Annotated in this window: 19 protein-coding genes; 8 read left to right on the top strand and 11 right to left on the bottom strand. The window is 41.0% G+C overall.

What is annotated here, in order from left to right; translation table 11 throughout:
- Positions 1-238 precede the first annotated feature (238 nt).
- The 3 genes from GGD38_RS00300 to GGD38_RS00290 all read left to right on the top strand — a co-directional run bounded on the left by GGD38_RS00300 (position 239) and on the right by GGD38_RS00290 (position 4,857).
- Complete coding sequence (locus tag GGD38_RS00300; protein ID WP_375300033.1) at positions 239-1,279, top strand: RNA ligase family protein; 1,041 nt, start codon at positions 239-241, stop codon at positions 1,277-1,279.
- Positions 1,280-1,395: 116 nt separating this feature from the next.
- Complete coding sequence (locus GGD38_RS00295) at positions 1,396-3,690, top strand: TlpA family protein disulfide reductase (RefSeq protein ID WP_375300034.1); 2,295 nt, start codon at positions 1,396-1,398, stop codon at positions 3,688-3,690.
- 366 nt (positions 3,691-4,056) lie between these two features.
- Positions 4,057-4,857 carry an aldo/keto reductase gene (locus GGD38_RS00290; protein WP_375300035.1) on the top strand — a complete coding sequence of 267 codons (801 nt, stop codon included), beginning with the start codon at positions 4,057-4,059 and terminating at the stop codon, positions 4,855-4,857.
- On the opposite strand, the gene GGD38_RS00285 is transcribed toward GGD38_RS00290, so the two are convergent.
- The 3 genes from GGD38_RS00285 to GGD38_RS00275 are packed head-to-tail and all read right to left on the bottom strand — an operon-like array spanning position 4,858 to position 6,079.
- Complete coding sequence (locus tag GGD38_RS00285; protein ID WP_375303804.1) at positions 4,858-4,998, bottom strand: winged helix-turn-helix domain-containing protein; 141 nt, start codon at positions 4,996-4,998, stop codon at positions 4,858-4,860. It lies immediately after the preceding gene.
- Positions 4,998-5,279, bottom strand: coding sequence for a hypothetical protein (locus tag GGD38_RS00280; RefSeq protein WP_375300036.1), 282 nt, complete (start codon positions 5,277-5,279; stop codon positions 4,998-5,000). Before GGD38_RS00280 ends, GGD38_RS00285 begins: the two co-directional genes overlap by 1 nt.
- Before the next feature lie 47 nt (positions 5,280-5,326).
- Positions 5,327-6,079: a ThuA domain-containing protein gene (locus GGD38_RS00275; RefSeq protein WP_375300037.1), complete on the bottom strand. Its 753-nt coding sequence runs from the start codon at positions 6,077-6,079 to the stop codon at positions 5,327-5,329.
- Positions 6,080-6,427: 348 nt separating this feature from the next.
- Between GGD38_RS00275 and GGD38_RS00270 the strand changes: the two genes are divergently transcribed.
- A complete protein-coding gene (locus GGD38_RS00270) occupies positions 6,428-7,045 on the top strand; it encodes an RteC domain-containing protein (protein ID WP_375300038.1) in 618 nt (205 codons plus the stop codon).
- A 20-nt stretch (positions 7,046-7,065) separates the two neighbouring features.
- Here the strand turns inward: GGD38_RS00270 and GGD38_RS00265 are convergent, their stop codons facing one another.
- Positions 7,066-7,227 (bottom strand): winged helix-turn-helix transcriptional regulator, encoded by a 162-nt coding sequence (locus GGD38_RS00265; protein ID WP_375300039.1) that lies wholly within the window; start codon positions 7,225-7,227, stop codon positions 7,066-7,068.
- 33 nt (positions 7,228-7,260) lie between these two features.
- On the opposite strand from GGD38_RS00265, the gene GGD38_RS00260 reads away from it, so the two are divergent.
- Positions 7,261-7,728, top strand: a complete 468-nt coding sequence (locus GGD38_RS00260) for a redoxin domain-containing protein (protein WP_375300040.1) — start codon at positions 7,261-7,263, stop codon at positions 7,726-7,728.
- A 14-nt stretch (positions 7,729-7,742) separates the two neighbouring features.
- Positions 7,743-8,264, top strand: coding sequence for a DsbA family protein (locus tag GGD38_RS00255; RefSeq protein ID WP_375300041.1), 522 nt, complete (start codon positions 7,743-7,745; stop codon positions 8,262-8,264).
- Positions 8,265-8,444: 180 nt separating this feature from the next.
- Here the strand turns inward: GGD38_RS00255 and GGD38_RS00250 are convergent, their stop codons facing one another.
- Positions 8,445-8,789 (bottom strand): winged helix-turn-helix transcriptional regulator, encoded by a 345-nt coding sequence (locus GGD38_RS00250; RefSeq protein WP_375300042.1) that lies wholly within the window; start codon positions 8,787-8,789, stop codon positions 8,445-8,447.
- A gap of 110 nt (positions 8,790-8,899) precedes the next feature.
- Between GGD38_RS00250 and GGD38_RS00245 the strand changes: the two genes are divergently transcribed.
- The gene (locus GGD38_RS00245; RefSeq protein WP_375300043.1) at positions 8,900-9,499 is read left to right on the top strand and encodes a short chain dehydrogenase; all 600 of its coding nucleotides are present in this window, start codon (positions 8,900-8,902) and stop codon (positions 9,497-9,499) included.
- 74 nt (positions 9,500-9,573) lie between these two features.
- Here GGD38_RS00245 and GGD38_RS00240 read toward each other — a convergent pair whose 3' ends face one another.
- From GGD38_RS00240 to GGD38_RS00230, 3 genes are all read right to left on the bottom strand, one after another.
- Positions 9,574-11,115, bottom strand: a complete 1,542-nt coding sequence (locus GGD38_RS00240; RefSeq protein WP_375300044.1) for a choice-of-anchor Q domain-containing protein — start codon at positions 11,113-11,115, stop codon at positions 9,574-9,576.
- Positions 11,116-11,292: 177 nt separating this feature from the next.
- Positions 11,293-12,963 carry a PKD domain-containing protein gene (locus GGD38_RS00235; RefSeq protein WP_375300045.1) on the bottom strand — a complete coding sequence of 557 codons (1,671 nt, stop codon included), beginning with the start codon at positions 12,961-12,963 and terminating at the stop codon, positions 11,293-11,295.
- Positions 12,964-13,106: 143 nt separating this feature from the next.
- A complete protein-coding gene (locus GGD38_RS00230; RefSeq protein ID WP_375300046.1) occupies positions 13,107-13,499 on the bottom strand; it encodes an amino acid-binding protein in 393 nt (130 codons plus the stop codon).
- A gap of 121 nt (positions 13,500-13,620) precedes the next feature.
- Here GGD38_RS00230 and GGD38_RS00225 point away from each other — a divergent pair, with 121 nt between their 5' ends.
- Positions 13,621-15,633 (top strand): M13 family metallopeptidase, encoded by a 2,013-nt coding sequence (locus tag GGD38_RS00225; protein ID WP_375300047.1) that lies wholly within the window; start codon positions 13,621-13,623, stop codon positions 15,631-15,633.
- Positions 15,634-15,733: 100 nt separating this feature from the next.
- On the opposite strand, the gene GGD38_RS00220 is transcribed toward GGD38_RS00225, so the two are convergent.
- From GGD38_RS00220 to GGD38_RS00210, 3 genes are read right to left on the bottom strand one after another with little or no spacing between them, the layout of a single operon-like run.
- Complete coding sequence (locus GGD38_RS00220) at positions 15,734-16,126, bottom strand: RidA family protein (protein WP_375300048.1); 393 nt, start codon at positions 16,124-16,126, stop codon at positions 15,734-15,736.
- A 1-nt stretch (position 16,127) separates the two neighbouring features.
- Entirely contained in the window at positions 16,128-17,504 is a 1,377-nt protein-coding gene (locus tag GGD38_RS00215) for a M20/M25/M40 family metallo-hydrolase (RefSeq protein ID WP_375300049.1), read from the bottom strand.
- 7 nt (positions 17,505-17,511) lie between these two features.
- Positions 17,512-18,489, bottom strand: coding sequence for an MBL fold metallo-hydrolase (locus GGD38_RS00210; RefSeq protein ID WP_375300050.1), 978 nt, complete (start codon positions 18,487-18,489; stop codon positions 17,512-17,514).
- Positions 18,490-18,657: the final 168 nt, after the last annotated feature.

Below are 18,657 nucleotides of genomic sequence, written 5' to 3'. Positions count from 1 at the left end.
ACCTTATAAACGGGAAAATAAAATGCCTGGCAATTGCCGGGCATTTTGCATTACAGCAATAGTTGACTTTATTATATAATATATGTTATTTAAGTCGTTGAATTTGAATTAAAGCGCCTAGGAATTGATTCGACATTACATCTCTCCGGTTTACGCGGAATTAAAGACCTTAACTGCTGCACCTATAAATATACTAGATACTTAAAGTATCTTGCGCTAAGAAGAATACTTCATAGATATGAACAAGAATTCCGAATATGAGAAAATGCCCAAAAACCTGAAAGGGCTTCACTTATCAGAGAAGGAGCAGCATGATCTAAATAAACTAAAGTGGGTAGTAACTGAGAAGATACATGGGGCAAACTTCAGCTTTGTGTATGAGGATCATAAGCTGCTCTACGCTAAACGGAAAAATTATCTTACATGGAGTGACGATTTTTTCGGATTCCAGGCGGTAGCAACCGAAATGGAAGACAGGCTGATTGGTTTGTTTGAGCAATTAAAACAGGATATCCCTGCACACAGGTACATTATCTATGGAGAATTATTCGGGGGCAAATACCCGCATCCGGAAGTAGCTCCGGATGAGCATGTTCAGGCAATTCAAACGGGTGTGTATTATTGTCCTTCGGTGCGGTTCTGTGCTTTCGATATTGCCATAGAGACAGCGGAAAATGGTTCGAAGGCGTATCTCGACTACGCGCTTTCCATGGCCTATTTCCAACGATTCGGGATCTTTTATGCAAACGTATTGTTCAGCGGCAAGTTTAATGAGGCGTTGGATTTTGATACGAGGATCGATTCCCGGATCCCCGATCAGCTAAAATTGCCTGCGCTTTCTCCAAATCTTATTGAAGGGATTGTTATCAAACCCTTATACCATGCAGGGCTCACGGATCTTGAGGTGCGCCCGATCGTTAAGCTTAAGAACCCGGAATTTGATGAAGAAAATAAATTCCATGAAGCAGAAAAATGGTCTTTTATTCCAAACGTTACAAGCAAGTCGGATGAACTTTCTTTCTTAGTGGATGAAATGGCTAATTATATAACAAAGAACAGACTGGATAGTGCCTTGTCGAAAATTGGAGGGCTTGATTTAGCCAACCAAGAGAGATTATATGAGATAAAGAAGGAGTTCCTGGAAGATATCTGCTACGATTTTAATGAAGATAATGCCAGTATTCTGGCAGACCTGGATGAACCCAAAATTCAGTGGCTTCGGGCCCGGGTAGAGGTTCGTATTGCTGAATTTATTACCAGTTTAAATCGCTTAACTTAACAGGTTAGAATATGCATCTCCGTATTTTAATAGGACAACTAACAATGTGAAATGTTAAATTTTATTAAACAAAAGATTTCTACCGGGTTAAATATTATTTTCAAAAAATGAAAATTATGCAACCCTTATCACTGCTTTTTGCATTAACCCTTGCCACCCTCTTTAACCTTAACGCTCAGGTGATAAATAATCCTTCCGAAGGATTTAAAGGTAGAAACCCCAATTTAAAAGTAACACGGATTGTACTTTCTGATACTTCGACGGTTTTGTATTTTAAAACAAAATATACTCCTGGCAACTGGATACGGATACCCAGGGAAACTTATATCCAGCCGGTAGGAGATACAACAAAATATTTTGTAAAAAGCACCGAAGGAATTCCCTTTAACAAACAATACTTCATGCCCGATTCGGGTATTGTTCACTACGCTGTAATTTTTCCTGCCATTCAAAAAAAGTATCTGTTCCTGGATTATGGAGAAAATGTATCCAATGGCTGGAAAATTTATGATATCGCATTGACCGCTGATAAGAAGTCATCCTCATATGCTTTTTTAAATAACGAATGGTTCAATAGCAATACCGGAAAAATGGAATTTGCATTTTTCAGTGGTGTGGCCATATGGCACGAAAAAGTATGGAAATGTAGCAATGTTAAGAATGCCGGAGATAAGTATCAAATTGAGCTTAAAAGGGGCAAACAAAAACATGCGATTATGGTGGCACGCATTTCGGATAGCGAAATTAAAATCTCCGTAAAAGATATTAGTACCACCTGTTTCACCAATCGGGATTTGTGTAAGCAAGTTGCCGATCCTTCTGTTTATACAGCTCCGATAGTTAAAATGGATTCGGCCACTTACAGCGGATATGTAAGAGGTTTTTCACCAAGATATGGCTTTAAAACGATTGCCCTCCATGTAGATAATCTTCTTTCACAAAACCAGGATACTTATTTGGCTGACATCAATGATGACGGATATTTTAGTGTTCGAATACCTTTGTATCATCCGCAATATGTATATGTTAGTTCAGACGTATACAATGGTGCTCCTTATCTTGAGCCTGGAAAGGAACTGTTTACAATTCTGGGAGAAGATGGAGTGCAGTTTGCCGGCGAACTGGCAGCATTAAATTATGATTTGAATTTATTAAATAGTTATCATGGTATAAATTGGGATGAACTGGAGAAGCGGATTGTGAATATGAGCCCTGATGATTACAAAGCTTATTTACTGGCACTGCAAAAGACGGAATATACACGCCTGGATTCTTTGCGCAATCTTAATAAGGTTTCTGCCAGAGCCTGCCAGGTGAAAAAGTTTGATATTGACTATCGCTATATCAATCAAATAATGGAGTATCGTTGGCAATACGAATCGGCATACCGCGATGCAAAAAAAATGGAAAGAAAAGACACCGTAAACATACAGCCATATCCTGCAAACTATTTCAATTTCATTTCGCATGATATAGCTAATAATAAGGAAGCGCTCATTTCGAACAACTATAATACTTTTATAAACAGAATTAAATATCTGGAAGCTGTGCGGCCCGACAGATATGTATGGAATTTTAAAAAGATCTACGAAGAATTGAAAAAGTCGGCTGATACGCTTTCTGAAAATGATAAGAAATTTGCAGACCTTATTTTGCCTGATGGGAGTATACGCTTTGATTCGGCTCTCAGTGAAGTTCCTAACAGGTTTAATAAGGAGCATAGTGCTTTTATCAACAAGGTAGTTCAAAAGGAAATGAGGGATTTATATTTCACTAACATTGATTCTGCATTCGGTATTTCGAAAAACGACTGGGTAGCCGATATTATGAACAGCCAGGATATTTTGCGGCCTATATCTCAGGAATTCACACCATGCACCCAGGCGGAATTGGCCGACAAACTTTCTGAAATAAATGATCCGTTTATCAGAAATTACATTACAGTACAAAACGACAAAACCCTCAAACAAATAGAGGCCAATAAAAATGCCGGTGGTTATTTTGTGAACCAAACACCTAATGCCGCGGGCGACAAGTTATTTGATGCAATAATGTCTAAGTATAAAGGGAAATTGGTGTATGTGGATTTTTGGGCCACCTGGTGCGGCCCATGTCGTTCGGGCATAAAGGAAATTAAGCCACTCAAGGAAGAGCTTCAAAATAAAAATATAGCCTTTGTTTATATTACAGATGAGAGCTCTCCTGAGCAGACGTACCACAATATGATACCTACTATCAAAGGCGAGCATTACCGCTTAACAAATGATGAATACAGGTACCTGGCAGCAAAGTTCAATATTTCAGGTATACCACATTATGTGTTGGTTGATAAAAATGGAAAGGTAATCAGTCCTGAACTTGGCCATAAATCAAACGAAGAATTGAAGAACCTGTTTCAGAAATATTATTAAGGTATATAACCCATGTATCCCACAGCGAAAGCTATAAGGTTGAACCATCTTCTCAAGGTGGTCCAACCTTTTTAATTCCGGCTATATTGACCCGTTAATTGGCGTATATCGTATTACAAGTGCTGTTAAATGTTACTTCATTCACCCTCCGGAAGGCAGCCTATTTTGTAGTAGCTCCATTCGTTATCATAAGCTGGATCCTTCCATACCTCATTCTTTTTATTGCTACAAAAGTACAGGTTCCGGTAATCCCATTTGATACCGGCCTTCCCAATCAGTAATATGGGTAAGAAACCCCGTAATCTATATACAAAACGGCTCGCTCTTTCTCCACAATTTTGCAGCAGAAAACATAGGTATAAAGTGATGAACATAACATTAAATAACGGTATAAAAATGCCGCTGCTTGGTTTTGGCACTTACTTGCTTCAAGATGGCTCAGCGTGTGAGCAATCTGTGCTGGATGCTTTACATATTGGTTACAGATTGATCGACACAGCTGCGGCATACTATAATGAGGAATCGGTGGGCAGAGCGATCAAAAAAAGTAATGTCAAACGGGAAGAGATCTTTGTGACCACAAAATTTTTGCCAGCAGCCCCCGGGTATGAAAAAGCAAAGCGCGCCTTTGAAGCATCGCTTAAAAAATTGGGTCTCGACTATATTGATCTATACCTGATTCACATCCCGCAGGGAGACGTAAATTCCTCGTGGAAAGCAATGGAAGAATTATATAAAGAAGGTAAAGTAAGGGCTATTGGTGTAAGTAATTTCAATATGGACCAGATTCAGAATTTACTCAAGCAGCATAGTGTGATACCAGCAGTAAATCAGGTGGAGACACATCCATTTTCCCAAAAAACAGAAATGCAGAAAGCTTTGAGATCTCAAGGCATCCAATTGCAGTCATGGGCACCCTTGGCTCAGGGTAAAAACAATCTTTTTAATAATGAACTTTTACAAGCGCTTGCAAGCAAATATAATAAAAGCATTGCCCAGGTGGTTCTACGATGGTTAATTCAAAAAGAAGTGGTGGTTATTCCGAAATCAGCAAATAGGAAAAGGATAAATGAAAATTTCAATGTATTTGACTTTGAGTTGTCTTCCGATGATATGACAACTATCAAATCGCTGGATAAGGGTAGGGGGCTAATTTATCATGTTTAATCAGCAGGTCATTTTATACCCGATACCGCGAATGTTCAGAATTGCTACGCCGGGATCGCGCCGAAGGTGCTTGCGTAACTTTGTGATAAACACATCCATTGTCCGCGTAAGAAAAAAGCTGTCATCACCCCAGAGTGTAATTAGTGCCGTCTTGCGTTCCAGAACCGCGTTACGGTATGTAGTTTTTCAGCTCTTTCAGAAAACCAGCCATATAAGCTCCAGAGTTCCTCGGTTGATAGCAGTTCAATGTTTTCATCTATCTTGTTTATTACATTATTGAACTGCACATACTCTTCGCCTTTGCTGAAATTTTCGAAGAGATATTGTTTGTAAGAAAAACTATCATCCTTATTAAGCAAAGTAGATAGTTTAGTTCTTGCAATTTCCTTATTGAATTTAAAAAAGTATAATTGTTCTGACATTATTTATTTATAATTAGCACCACAAGTTTATGCGACAATATACAGATTTATTTTTTCGATTGTTTGGCAGACCACTCAATGGCTTGCCGTATCAATTTCCGGTAATTCGGATTGGAATAACCCGACGGACCGTGGCCTAACTGTATATATAGAACATCTGATTTCCCGTAATGATTGATCCAGGCGAGATAGCGCATGCTTTTGGGATGCGTAGTACTCAGCAAAGGTTTTACCTGCGGTAGAATTTCAACCCCACCGTACACTTCATCAACTATGTCAAAATCAGAAATACCCCGGGTCACGGGGTGCTTTTTGTTTTCTATTTTCACGGGAATGTTCACATCGTGTTCGTAGCTGGTTTTTAATGTATCACCATTTACCACTACCGGTTGGGTGTGGTATTGTCCGCCTACAATTTGTATAAATTCAGGCCAGTTTTGGTAACTCACCAACGAATGATGCAGGAAGATCATGGATGTGCCTTTTTTTAGCAGGCTAACATAGGCCTCCTGCTGTGCGGGAGCAATGGAATCGAACATATCATAAAACACCAGCACATCATATTTTTTTACCCCGGGTGAAGCGATGAGCGCATTGGCTTGTGGCTGAACAAGGGTATCGTATGTAATGGAAGGGATGGAGTTGAAAACGTCATAAAATGGTTCGTGTTTAAAGCCATGCCCACCGCTGATGACAAGCACCCTGATCTTTTGTTGCTGCGCGAAAGAAAAGTGAGTACATCCTGCGGTCAAAACGAGGAGCATGAAGGCGGCGGCCAGACAAGGGGAAAATTTTTTCATCCGGTTAAACTACAAAAAATCTCATATGACTATATTAGCCCAATTGGGAAAAAGCTAAGGCAAAATAGCTTTCTGCCGGGCCAGCATTAAATTTTTCTTACTATTAGTATAAATGCGCGTTTCAATCGTTTTAATTAATAGTACGTCTTATTGCCTCTCATTGATCCAACCTCAAAAAAGTTTTATCCCCCTTTTGGGAGAGTGAACGTCTTATCCCTTTAGATAATAACAAATCATTTTGCATTTGCTTATAGGAATGCACCTGTGAAAGCCCCCATGGTGATCTGTGCCCCATGAAAATGGCTTTGTTCCGCCTGCTTTTCTATTACTTATTTGAAAAACTATTGTATGACAAACCAACTAAGCTTAAAACAACAATGTGGCCGAGTGTACAAAAAAGTATTGCTTCAATTGGCGTATTATGAGGCTACTGCCTCCGACGAAAAGAAATGGGTTGAATGGAGCTTTGGTTTCACGATAAAAGCCTGGTTAAGCATTCAGGAAAGGGTAGAAGGCGTTGCTTTTGCCGACCCACAGGAAGAGATCATTTTTTATAAAACACTGAAACCGAAGTTTGTGGGTCTGATTGATTTTTTTACGTTATTATACAGATCGATCTTGTTTCAACCGGAAGATGTAAAAGGGCAAAGGGAATACTGGAAACGGGAACTTGCCACCTGTAAGAACTTTTTATCAAAACACAAATCGTTTTGCCGGTATTATGAACTGGGTGAAACCCGGATGGACCCTGTTTATTTTGTACAACAGAATAACAGGCAGCCGTTGATCTTTGGTATCAATGAAAACATTTGGCACGTCATCACTTCTTACAGCTACCTCCTCGCCCGTGTTATTTCTATTAAAAAATATCAGCGCTATGTGTCGCAGAAAATAAAGGATGGTATCGGCTGCAATTGTGAATGCCCGCTATTTACAACTTTGTTTCTTCAAGCCAACAGTAATTAACCGGGGTTATTCTGATGCAGCTATTTCTTCTTATAAATTACACGTTTACAGTGTTCTAATCCCCATTCTAACATTACGTCCAGAACTTTCCGAAAGGCATGTCCAGACTTTGTTAACTCATATTCAACTGTAACAGGGATGGTGTCGCCTGAGCAATCCTCGTTATTTCGTATTTTGTACAAAATTCATATTATTAATGATTGAATAATTTGCTTATGCTACAACCTGGAATGATCGCTCCTGATTTTACATTATCCGCTTCGCTGGGCGAATCTTTTACGCTGTCACAAAACCGGGGTAAGCGACTGGTCCTTGCCTTTTATCCTGCGGATTGGAGTCCCGTATGCAGTGATCAAATGACCTTTTACAATGAGATGCTGGATTATTTTACTGATCAAAGGGCTACACTTGTTGGAATTTCTGTAGATGGGAAATGGTGCCACGCAGCCTTCAGTAATGATCGAAAACTGGATTTTCCACTATTGGCAGATTTCGAACCAAAGGGTGCCGTTTCCAGAACATATGAGGTTTATGACGAGGAGGCCGGTGAATCTAAGCGGGCTTTATATGTAATTGATGAAAACGGTATTATCCGGTGGAGCTATCTGTCACCTGTAGATGTCAATCCGGGTGCAGCAGGTATTTTACAGGCCCTGGACGATATGAACAACGTTACTCAATAAAAAAATAATGCAAGATGCCTGATCTAAGAATACCTGTATCTGACAGGGACCATATTTTGGGAAGTCCCGATGCGACCATTGAATTGGTTGAGTATGGAGATTATCAGTGTCCCTATTGCGGAGCGGCATATCCTATTGTTAAACGTATTCAGGATGAACTGGGAAGCAGATTGAAATTCGTATTTCGAAATTTTCCGTTACGAAAAATTCACCCACAGGCATTAATGGCGGCAGTTGCTTCTGAAGCTGCCAGTTTGCAGGGGAAATATTGGGAAATGCACGACATGCTCTTTGAGAATCAAAAACGATTAAACTACTCTTCTATTATAAATTATGCAGAACACCTTGGGTTAGATATCATACGATTTAAACTCGACGTGGCCGACATAAATCTTGAAAAGAAAGCTTTGTCAGATTTTGAAAGTGGATTGCGAAGCGGCGTAAACGCAACGCCTACCTTTTTTGTCAATGGAAATAAATATCTGCAAGACTGGAAAGCGCCGGAATTTATACAGTTTCTTGAACAGGCGAAATAAAACTGTGCAATAAATATTACTTATTTACATATCTCACTTTCCTTTTTTTATTATATGCGTTCCTGCCGGGAAAAACCCTATAAAAAGTTGGGGAAAATAACATAGGCCAAGTTATCACTGACTGCAATATAAAATTATTCATTAGCGCCAGCTTCGGGGATCTTGCTTTTTGAAAGCTATTTATTTGTTAGCTAAAAGATAAGTTTCGCTCCATTCCGATAACAAGGTTAGGGCGGGGCGTAAGGATGCGCCCTTTTCCGTTAGTGAATATTCTACCCGTGGAGGCACTTCAGGGTAGGCTTTCCTGGTAATAATACCATCCGCTTCTAATTCCTTTAATTGTTTGGAAAGTACTTTTAATGCGATATCCGGCATTGTCTTACTAAGTTCTCCGAAACGCATTGAGCCTTTAAGCAAGAGCCATATAATAGGCGGTTTCCATTTTCCTCCAATAACATCTATAGTGGCGGTAATAGGGCACTCGTTTGCTCCGTGCTTTTTTATTTCATTTTTTTTCTTTTCCATAATGTAAACCAGGCTTCAATTACAACCTCAGGGTAACTACTGTACAAAAAGGTAACTACTTGACAAAGGTACAGTATTGGTATAGGTTTGCATTTTAAATTAATCATTGCATGAAAATTATTGTTATTGGTGCCAGCGGCACTATTGGTTCTTCTATTGTTAGTGCGTTGGACAAAGATCACCAGATCATTAAAGTGGGTTCTAAAAGTGGCGATATTCAGGCTAATATCAATGACCCCGCATCTATTGAAGAAATGTATAAAAAGATTGGCGCATTTGATGCATTAATATGTGCTGCCGGCGATGGGTACTTTGGCCCACTTTCAGGTATGACAGACGCCAATTTCCGGGTTAGTATTGATGGGAAATTGATGTCGCAGGTAAACCTGGTTTTAATTGGTCAGAAATATATCACACCAAAAGGCTCTTTCACCCTTACATCGGGAAGTTTAGCCAATGATCCGGTTCCATTTGCAACGTCTTTAAGTGCGGTTAATGCAGCTATCGATGGTTTTGTTCGTGGCGCAGCTATTGAATTGGAAAATGGTATTCGTATTAATTCCGTAGCACCAGGAGTGGTGGAAGCATCACCCGCTTATTTCCCTTATTTCCCGGGCCATATTCCTGCTACTATGCACCAGGTTGCACAAGCTTATGTAAGAAGTGCGTTAGGCGCACAAACGGGTCAAACTTATACAGTAAAAGGATAGGAGGCTGGCTGTAAAAAAAACAGGTAGCGAACTGATCGCTACCTGTTTGCTTAAACCGAAATATTCTTATTTCATCATTGTTGCTGATAGGCACCCATATCAACCGCTCCATTCACTACTCTGGGCTTACCATCGAGATCTTTTTCTGTAGCATCTGTTATCCATGCTGCATTGCCTGTACGTAAACCAGGACTTCCTGTTTTCAGATGCAGGTCGGGGGTTGTTCCAATATTAACGAAAAGCGGGTCTTTGAAGGAAGAATGCGCATCCTGCCCCGTTTTGGTTTTATAGTTAGTGAACGATTCATAACTTGTATTACGCCAGTTGATATTGATGTCGGAAGCGTTCCCGGTTTGTGTATACCAGGTATTGTAGTCAATGATATTACCCGTTTGCGGACTGATATTTTCCAGTGAGAACAGGGTATTCTGGCTATTGGTATAAAAAACATTATTCCCAATGGTACAATTAGAGGCCTTTGTCATATAAAATTCGCCAGACCCATCATTGTTTGTATTGTTTTTAAGAAAGCTGTTATTTCTAACAATACAGTTAACCACTTGTCCGGTAGTACTATTGTCATATCCGCCAATGGCAAGCCCCGTAACCTGGTTCAGGTAAATCAGGTTATTGGTGACAGTAATATTACTGGCGGTGCCATTTTCTTCATGGCCTATTTCAATTCCATAACCATTTTGATAGGTTATATTCCTGTCAATTTTAATATCCTTTCCTCCATCCACATATATACCGCCGCTTGTAGCATAGTCAGATACGTTATTGAAACAGATATTTCCCCTGATCAAACCATTGCGTGACTGGTCTAATTGCGAATTGCTGCTTACTCCATAATGGCCTATGGCTGCAATACCAATGTTTGTATTGTCGTGTACTTTGTTATTGGTAATAGTGAATCCGTCTATGTTGCCATCTAAAGATAATGATTCGCTAAAGCCGGTGATATTATTACTGAATTCACAACTATCGATCACCAGGTTGGTAATGGCATTTGCCTGAGCAGAACCATATCCGAATGCGATAAATGGTTGTGAATTTTGGTTTGAATTCGGAATAGTTGATGCATTGCTGGTCCAGTTAATTTTTTTGATTGCCACATTGCGGAAGGTCAGGTCATTTACCCCGCCGGTTTTATTTGCCGATACCAGAATACCTACCGCGTTGTTCTTTGTAATATTTTGAACAGTGAGATTGCGGAAAATAAGGTAGCTCTTGTCAGTAATAGTAAGAATAGTGCTGCCTGTTATTTTTGACCCGTCTATGATCACCTGTTCATTATTGTAATTCGTAAATGTGATCGGGTTTCCCGTAATACCACTAACATGCACTGCCAGTTGTTCATAATAAGTACCGCCTTTGATCATTACCGTACTTCCGGCCACGGCGGCATCGAAGGATTTCTGGATCGTTTTCCAGGCTGTGGCAAGGGTGAGACCGTCATTCTGGTTGTTGCCCTGCACTCCATCTACATAATAAATCTGAGTTGAGGTACGGGCCCCACTGTTAGGTGTATCCGGGGTATCCTCTGCATTTACATGGTCCTCTTTCTTACAGGAAAAGCACAAAAACAAAACGGATAGGAATAAAAGATTACGCATTAACATAAGGTTTGATTATTAAAGCGAGCATACAGAAAAAATGATGCCGTTTTTTACTTTCTGTTCGTAGGGGAATTTCTTGTAATGTGAAAAAAGGTTCTGACAAAAATCAGAACCTTTTTATTATTCATTTGTAGCCTTCTTTGTCTGTTTCGGAGCGTAATACTTAGTGGTTGTCTAACGTTTAATTATAAATGAAATGGCCTGGTTCTTCTGCTGATTGCTGCTCAAATTTAATTCATGGCGGTTTTTACCTTCAATAATTACAACCAACGCTGTATTGGGTGGTATACTTCCCAGGTTTTCAGCATACATAACCAGTTCATTACTTTGCCGGTTGGGGTTGATCTTTAAGGAAAGTTTGATGGGCTTGTCTGACAAAAGCTGGTGGGTGAGAATGATCTCATCGTTATAGATCAATGTAATGCTATCCCCATCAATAATGCCATTGTCATATAACGAAATGTTCACAGAATCAGTTTCAACACTGATCGTTTTTATTATTTCCTTTTCCCTGCTTACCAGCTGTGGTTTAGCTACAACGGGGGGAATAGCCTGGGTATCGACTGGTTTTGTAACAGGGGTAACCTGTGGTTCAGGCAGCGCAACGTTAATTGATTTTTTTACGGTGTCCCTGCAGCCCGTACTGCTTTGCGCAAACAACTGAATAGTATAAAGTCCGGTTTTAGTGTATGAATGTGTTACGTTGGCATCGTTAAGCATTTCGGTGTTATCACCCATGTCCCATGAGTAAGTAACATTTTTATCTATTGTCTTAAAACGGAAACTACCCGGACTGTTCTGTTCATTAAAAGTAAAGTCTGTATTTAATTTTTTTATTTCTATTTGTCGTACAGCGGTGTCTGCGCAACCAGATCTTCCGGTAACGATTGTTTTAATGGTATAGGTGCCGGGTTTTTTGTATAAATGAGATGCAGACAATTTGCCCGAAGTGCTTCCATCCCCAAAGGACCACAATATTTTACTGATTTGTTTTGTATTGGCTGTAGACAGTTTAAATGATACAGAGGTACATTGGGATATGGTATAGTCAAATTTTGCAGAAACAGCATTTTCTCCAGTGCAAATTATGGGCTTACTGGCTGTTTCGGGGATCTTATTACAAAGAGCCGAAATTTCATTTTTATTTAAAGGCCTGTTATAAATTCTCAACTCGTCTAACAAACCATTATACCAATACGGGTATTGAGCGTTGTTCATTTTACCCAGGAAGAGATCCTCATTATTGGAAAAATGCTGATCTTTCGCATTTCCCTTTGAATGCAAATTGCAATCTACATAAAGCGAGGCATAGGAGCCATCGAAGACATACGTTAACAAATACCATTTATTGGGAATCACATACTCATTGCTAATAATAGCATCGTATATTCCATAAAAACTTTGATGCGCCCTATCGGGATTTTTTGTGGAACAGTTTGCGCCCCTGGTATAATGGTTGTCATCGAATCCGAGCATGTAGTTTCCGCTGTAGGGGAGGTCTAAAGACCCTTTCATTAGTATCCTGTTCCCGTGGCACGGCCCACCATAAAATCCCTTTATCATAACCCAGGCAGAAATAGAAAATCCACTGGTGAAATGAAATGCTTTATTGTCTGGTATCCGAATAAAATTGCTTGTTCCATTGAACTCGCTGGCAGAATTTGTTTTGCCAAATCTGTCTGATGTAAATGTCGCTTTTACAACCGAAGGGTTATGATTATTACCGCTTTCATCGTTTGCATTCCCATTGAATGGATAATAAGCGATGAGGCCCTGTTTAAGATCGGTTTGCGCTTGCAAAAAGTTTACTAAAAGAAGTAGGGTAGGAAGAAAAACAATTTTCATGTTGCACGTTTGCGCCAAAAATATGGCAAATTATCCTTATCCAATAGTATGTGCTCCCTCGAATACACTTTGCGGGAAAAATAGCATAAAAAGCGGTGAAAAATAACATCAACTAACTTATCAGTGAATGCAATATTTGAAGATCACCACCATTCCTGCATCCATGCTGCCGAAACCTGTATTGCTTTTTCATGATCATCAACCACTACTATCAATTGATTGGCATGATCGCTATATTGAGTAAGGATATTGACGCCGGCATTTGCCAGTCTTCTGCAAAACAAGCCCAATTGTCCCGGTACATCCTGTCTGAGCTTCTGGATCACGACATCATTAATATTCACAACCCTGATAGGTACCTGCTCCAACACTTCTTTCGCCCGTTCAGCCTCTTCTACCAGGAAATGTGCAATGCAGATATCTCCATGTTGAAAAACACCGCCGCCCTCAAGGCTGATCTTGTTTTTTCCTAAAGTTTCTCCTAAAAGCGCCAATGTGCCCGGTTGATTGTCGAGTATTATTTCAAGATCTTTCATGTTTTTTTGTTTTGTTCAAAATTAGGTGAGCGGTTACTTTTATACTTCAGCCAATAATGAACAATGGAAGCTTACCGCCAAAGGAAAAAAGAACTATATTCACTTTTCTAACCTTAATGATATGAAAAATTGGCTTTTATTATCTATAACCATTTCTCTTGTTGCCTGCCAAACAAGAACAACCGAAAAACCGTTTATAGCTATTGAAGGAATAGACTCGACCCGCAAGCCGGGCGATAATTTTTTTAATTATGTAAATGCCCGGTGGTACGATACCGTACAAATACCAGCGAGCCAGTCGGGTGTGGGCGCTTACAGGTTCATGAACTTTCAGCAGCGCCTAAGGTTGCAGGACATCCTGGATAGTATATCAAAAAGTAAGAATGTGTCGGGTAGCCTGGAACAAAAGATCGGTGATTTCTTTGCTTCCGGAATGGATACCAATATGATCAACCAACGCGGTTTTGAACCTCTTAAGGCCGGTTTGAACCGGATAAATGGTATCGCAAGTATTTCTGATATGATCTCATTTATGGCCGAAGAGGGCAAATTGAGCAACATTTCTCTTATTGCTTTTGAGGTGTTGCCCGATCAGGAAAACAGCAGCATGAATATGGGGCATATTTATCAGGCGGGTATAGGCATGCCCGACAGAGACTATTATTTCAAAACCGACTCCGCTTCCGTTTCTATTCAACAAGCCTATAAAAAATACCTCGCTGCTCTTTTTACATTAACAGAAACCGACTCCGTATCGGCGCAAAAGAACGCAACGATTGTTTACAATATTGAAAAACAATTGGCCGCTTCTCATAAAACCAATATTGAATTGCGGGATATAAAAGGTAATTTTCATAAGATCGCTCTGGCCGATCTAAATAAAAAACAAGGTAATATAGGTTGGACGGCCTTCTTCAAAGCGCTGGGCGCCACCATGGATTCGCTGAATGTAGCACAGCCATCTTATTATGATAAAGTGAACACGCTTCTGAAATCGATTCCGCTTGGGGATTGGAAAATATATCTGAAAGCGAATTACATTAGTGGTTATGCAGATTATTTGAGCAAGCCTTTTGTGGATGCATACTTTGCATATAATAAGGCCCTGACGGGACAGGCTGTACAAAAATCACGCGGCGAGATCATGGCCAGCGCGGTAGACAACTATCTGGGACAAGCGTTGGGACAATTATATGTGAAACTATATTTCCCTGAGTCGGCAAAAGCGCGCATGCTCGAGCTTGTGAATAATCTGCAAAAAGCCTTTTCCAGTAGAGTTGACCAGTTGAACTGGATGAGCGACAGCACCAAACAAAAAGCGAAGGAGAAATTATTCGCCATTACTAAAAAGATCGGCTACCCCGATAAGTGGCGCGATTACAGCCATGTTACTATTGTAAGAAATAAATATTTTGAAAATGTGGTGTCGGCGGCTTCAAACAACTTCCAATATAAACTGGCTAAACTTGGGAAACCTGTTGATAAGACTGAGTGGTATACGACCCCTTCTACAGTTACTGCTTATAATAATCCTTCTGCCAACGAAATTGTGTTCCCTGCCGGAATTCTGCAGCCTCCTTATTTTGACAATAATGCCGATGACGCGCTTAACTATGGGGGTATAGGTATGGTTATCGGGCATGAAATGACACACACGTTTGATGACCAGGGAGCCCAGTTTGATAAAGACGGGAATGTAAAAAACTGGTGGACGCCGAAAGACTATGAAAAGTTTAAGGCTATAACAAAGCAGGTCATTGACCTATACGGTACATTCACTGTGTTGGACAGTATTCATATAAAAGGTGCGCTTACAGTAGGTGAAAATACAGCGGATATAAGCGGCGTTGCCGTAGCGCTTGACGCTTTTAAACTAACCAAGCAGGGCCAGGATACTACGAGGATCGGCGGGTTTACACCCATGCAGCGCTTTTTCATTTCGGTAGCCAGGATCTGGCGGGTAAAAATGAAAGACGAATACATGCGCTACTGGATAAATAACGATCCGCATTCGCCTCCCATGTGGCGGGTGAATGGTCCGCTGATGAACACGCCGGATTTTTACTCAGCTTTTAATGTGAAGCCTGGCGACATGATGTTCCTCGAAAATGATAAACGAATCAGGATCTGGTAAATTGAAATGGGCCATCGGCTCAAAGAAGCACCCTTCACTAAGGGCGCATTTGGTCGTTGGCCCATTCATGTATATAGCGTAGCAATACAGTTAATACACTTTATTTTGCCGCCACTACACTTATTTCAACATTTGCCTTTCTTACCAGGTCGCTTACCGCAATGCATGTTCTGGCGGGGTAGGGAGGCTGAAAGTAAGTGCGGTAAATGCTATTGAACTCATCGATCTGCTGAATATTCCGTAGGTAAACGGTAACATTCAGCACTTTTTTCATCGATGTTCCGGCCTGTTTCAACATGGCGCTTACGTTCTGTAAAGCCTGGTGAATTTCTTCACTGAAACCTGCATCGGTATTGCCGATCTGGCCCGATACAAAAACCAAACCTTTGTATTCGGTATAATTACTAAATGGTTTGGATACTACATTGTTTGTTTGTGCAGATACAGTTGTTATAAACAACAGCATTGCTGCAATAGTTATTATTTTTTTCATTTTATAATCCATATTTACTGATCAATGCAACCATAGCGGCCATTGCAGCTGCGCCCATAGCAACTTCCCTTGGATTAATTTTATCGTAGGTATCCAGGGCACTATGATGAATATAAAACAACCGGCTATCGTCACAGTCGAGGCTGATGAGCGCTGTTGCCTGTGTTTTCATAGGCACCAGGTCAACACCGCGCTGCTGCAACTGTATGTCGCCTGCTTTATAAGGTATGAATAACTCTTTCCATTGTTGAAACAGGGCCATTGCTTCGGGTGTTGTTTCAATTCTGAATCCACGTGGCGCAAAGCCGCCTGCATCGGACTCAATAACGGCGATGTGTTTTTCATTGCGGAGCATGGCCTGTTTTGCATATAGGATCGCTCCATGTGCGCCGGCCTCTTCATTCATATACAGAATGATCCGCACAGTACGTTCAGGTTGTAGTGCAATTGCCCTGAATAGTCTTAGTACTTCAATGGCCTGTACTAAACCAGCGCCGTCGTCACTGGCGCCTTCGCTGAGGTCCCATGTATCGAGGTGTGCGCCTACCGTTACATACTCATCAGGATATTTTGCTCCCCTGATCTCGGCAATAACATTGTATGACTGCACATCGGGTAGTTGAACGCAATTCATGCGTAAAGAATATTGCAGGCCGGGATCTTTCTTCAATGCATCACTTAACAGATCGGCACTGTTGGTGCTGAGCGCCGCTGCCGGAATTTTTTTGACAGTGGGATCATAACTCATGGCGCCTGTATGCGGATAATCATCTTTTGCCAATGTTAATGACCTGACCAGTGCGCCAACGGCGCCCCGGCGTGAGGCTGCAATAGCACCCTGTGTGCGTTGATCTACCGCATTCAGATAGGCTTTGAAAGTTTCGATCTCACCCGCATCCATAGCCCGGTTAAAGAAAACAAACTTACCTTTTACTGCCTGGTCGGGTAACGAGGCTAATTCGGCCCATGACCTTACTTCAACAACGCCGGCAGTTAAGAATCCATCAGTACCGATGGACCCTCCCAGTGCGCATACGTTCATGTTTATCCGCCGGCCTTTGACTGTGTAATAAGAAAGCTCCTTTGCGCCTCTTACCCAATGAGGTACGGTTACAGGCTGAAGATAAACGCTATCGGGCTTGTATTGTGCCAATACCTTTTTTGACCACTCAACTGTTTGCTGTGCCTGTAACGATCCGCTTATACGGGCGCCAATATGGGAAGTAAGATAACGCAGATTGATATCCGTTTGTCCATTCTTTAATGCCTCATTGTAGAGTTTACGAAATAAACCCGAATCGGATGAATTTGATACCTGGGCAAATACTGGCAAACCGATGGATAACATGCCAGTTACCATAAAGCTCAATATTTTCATACGATTATTATTGACCGATGCCGGTGGTTGTATAATTAATGGGCACCCAGTTGTAACCATTTCCTGTTTTGCGAATGTGGCCTATGCCCGGAAACGACAGGTGATCGCCGGCTATCCAGTACCGGCCTTTGGCCGCATCCTCATATGCTTTTTTGCGCGCTGCTGCGGCTGCTATAGGATCTACGTCATACACAATGGTTATATCGGGCTTAGCAAACTGCAACGCGGCAACATGCATTATATCTCCCCAGAACATTATTTTTTCATCTTTGCTCATCACCTGGTAAAAGCTATGGCCAGGAGTATGCCCGGGGCTGGCTACGGGCTGTATGCCCGGGAAAAGTTCTGAACCATAATCAAATGTTTTCATTTTCCCCGCCTTTACATAAGGCAGCATTTTTAATCGCGCCTGGTCAAAGTAAGGCTTCAGTTTGGCTGGTGCATGGGCATAGCTTTCGTCGCTTAGCCAAAAGTCTGCTTCTTTTTTGCTTACATAAATAGTTGCATTGGGAAACACCATCTTATCGCCATCCATCAATCCTCCGGTATGATCGGTATGAATATGGGTGATCAGCACTGCATCGATCTGCTTCGGATCGTATCCGGCGCTTATCATACTGGCTGGCAGGTGTCCGAGCGAAGGGCCGTACAACTCGGAAGTACCGGCATCTATCAGAATGAGTTTCCCACCTGTTTTAACGAGGTAAGCATTTACAGAAGCTTCCACTACCGGCGTTTGAAAGTTCGCGTGGGTCAGTTTTTCAATTTCAGCCTGCGTTGTATTTGTCATCAGTTTATTAAGCTCCTGGGGAATGCTGCCATCCGAAAATGCAATGATCTCAATATCGCCAATTAGCATATGATAACTACAAGGTTGTGGTAACGACTTTGTTTTCTCCTGTGCCGAAACGGTTGATGTGAAAAATAAAGCAACTACTATCAATATATATAACAGGATCACTGATACCCATTTGTCTTTTTTCATTGTGTAAATAATTTATGTTGATGTTTATTAAAAAGCGATCCATCTCTTCAGCGGGCCCACTTTCAAAATGGCTTTTTAATTCGTATGCAAAGCTATGTAGCTTGCCTGCTTCAGGCAAGTACGTACTTCATTATAGCATAGGGCTAAAATTAGCCCTATACCCACATG

The sequence above is a fragment of the Niastella sp. OAS944 genome (assembly GCA_024809215.1).
Lineage (GTDB): Bacteria > Bacteroidota > Bacteroidia > Chitinophagales > Chitinophagaceae > Niastella.
The sequence above is the reverse complement of the archived record's forward strand: the minus strand, read 5'-3'. Positions and strand labels throughout refer to the sequence as shown.

What these genes read in the sequence shown, in the direction of transcription:
- GGD38_RS00300 (WP_375300033.1), top strand. Translation starts at nt 239, where the DNA reads ATGAACAAGAATTCCGAATATGAGAAAATGCCCAAAAACCTGAAAGGG.
- GGD38_RS00295 (WP_375300034.1), top strand. Translation starts at nt 1,396, where the DNA reads ATGCAACCCTTATCACTGCTTTTTGCATTAACCCTTGCCACCCTCTTT.
- GGD38_RS00290 (WP_375300035.1), top strand. Translation starts at nt 4,057, where the DNA reads ATGAACATAACATTAAATAACGGTATAAAAATGCCGCTGCTTGGTTTT.
- GGD38_RS00280 (WP_375300036.1), bottom strand. Translation starts at nt 5,279, where the DNA reads ATGTCAGAACAATTATACTTTTTTAAATTCAATAAGGAAATTGCAAGA.
- GGD38_RS00275 (WP_375300037.1), bottom strand. Translation starts at nt 6,079, where the DNA reads ATGAAAAAATTTTCCCCTTGTCTGGCCGCCGCCTTCATGCTCCTCGTT.
- GGD38_RS00270 (WP_375300038.1), top strand. Translation starts at nt 6,428, where the DNA reads ATGACAAACCAACTAAGCTTAAAACAACAATGTGGCCGAGTGTACAAA.
- GGD38_RS00260 (WP_375300040.1), top strand. Translation starts at nt 7,261, where the DNA reads ATGCTACAACCTGGAATGATCGCTCCTGATTTTACATTATCCGCTTCG.
- GGD38_RS00255 (WP_375300041.1), top strand. Translation starts at nt 7,743, where the DNA reads ATGCCTGATCTAAGAATACCTGTATCTGACAGGGACCATATTTTGGGA.
- GGD38_RS00250 (WP_375300042.1), bottom strand. Translation starts at nt 8,789, where the DNA reads ATGGAAAAGAAAAAAAATGAAATAAAAAAGCACGGAGCAAACGAGTGC.
- GGD38_RS00245 (WP_375300043.1), top strand. Translation starts at nt 8,900, where the DNA reads ATGAAAATTATTGTTATTGGTGCCAGCGGCACTATTGGTTCTTCTATT.
- GGD38_RS00240 (WP_375300044.1), bottom strand. Translation starts at nt 11,115, where the DNA reads ATGCGTAATCTTTTATTCCTATCCGTTTTGTTTTTGTGCTTTTCCTGT.
- GGD38_RS00235 (WP_375300045.1), bottom strand. Translation starts at nt 12,963, where the DNA reads ATGAAAATTGTTTTTCTTCCTACCCTACTTCTTTTAGTAAACTTTTTG.
- GGD38_RS00230 (WP_375300046.1), bottom strand. Translation starts at nt 13,499, where the DNA reads ATGAAAGATCTTGAAATAATACTCGACAATCAACCGGGCACATTGGCG.
- GGD38_RS00225 (WP_375300047.1), top strand. Translation starts at nt 13,621, where the DNA reads ATGAAAAATTGGCTTTTATTATCTATAACCATTTCTCTTGTTGCCTGC.
- GGD38_RS00220 (WP_375300048.1), bottom strand. Translation starts at nt 16,126, where the DNA reads ATGAAAAAAATAATAACTATTGCAGCAATGCTGTTGTTTATAACAACT.
- GGD38_RS00215 (WP_375300049.1), bottom strand. Translation starts at nt 17,504, where the DNA reads ATGAAAATATTGAGCTTTATGGTAACTGGCATGTTATCCATCGGTTTG.
- GGD38_RS00210 (WP_375300050.1), bottom strand. Translation starts at nt 18,489, where the DNA reads ATGAAAAAAGACAAATGGGTATCAGTGATCCTGTTATATATATTGATA.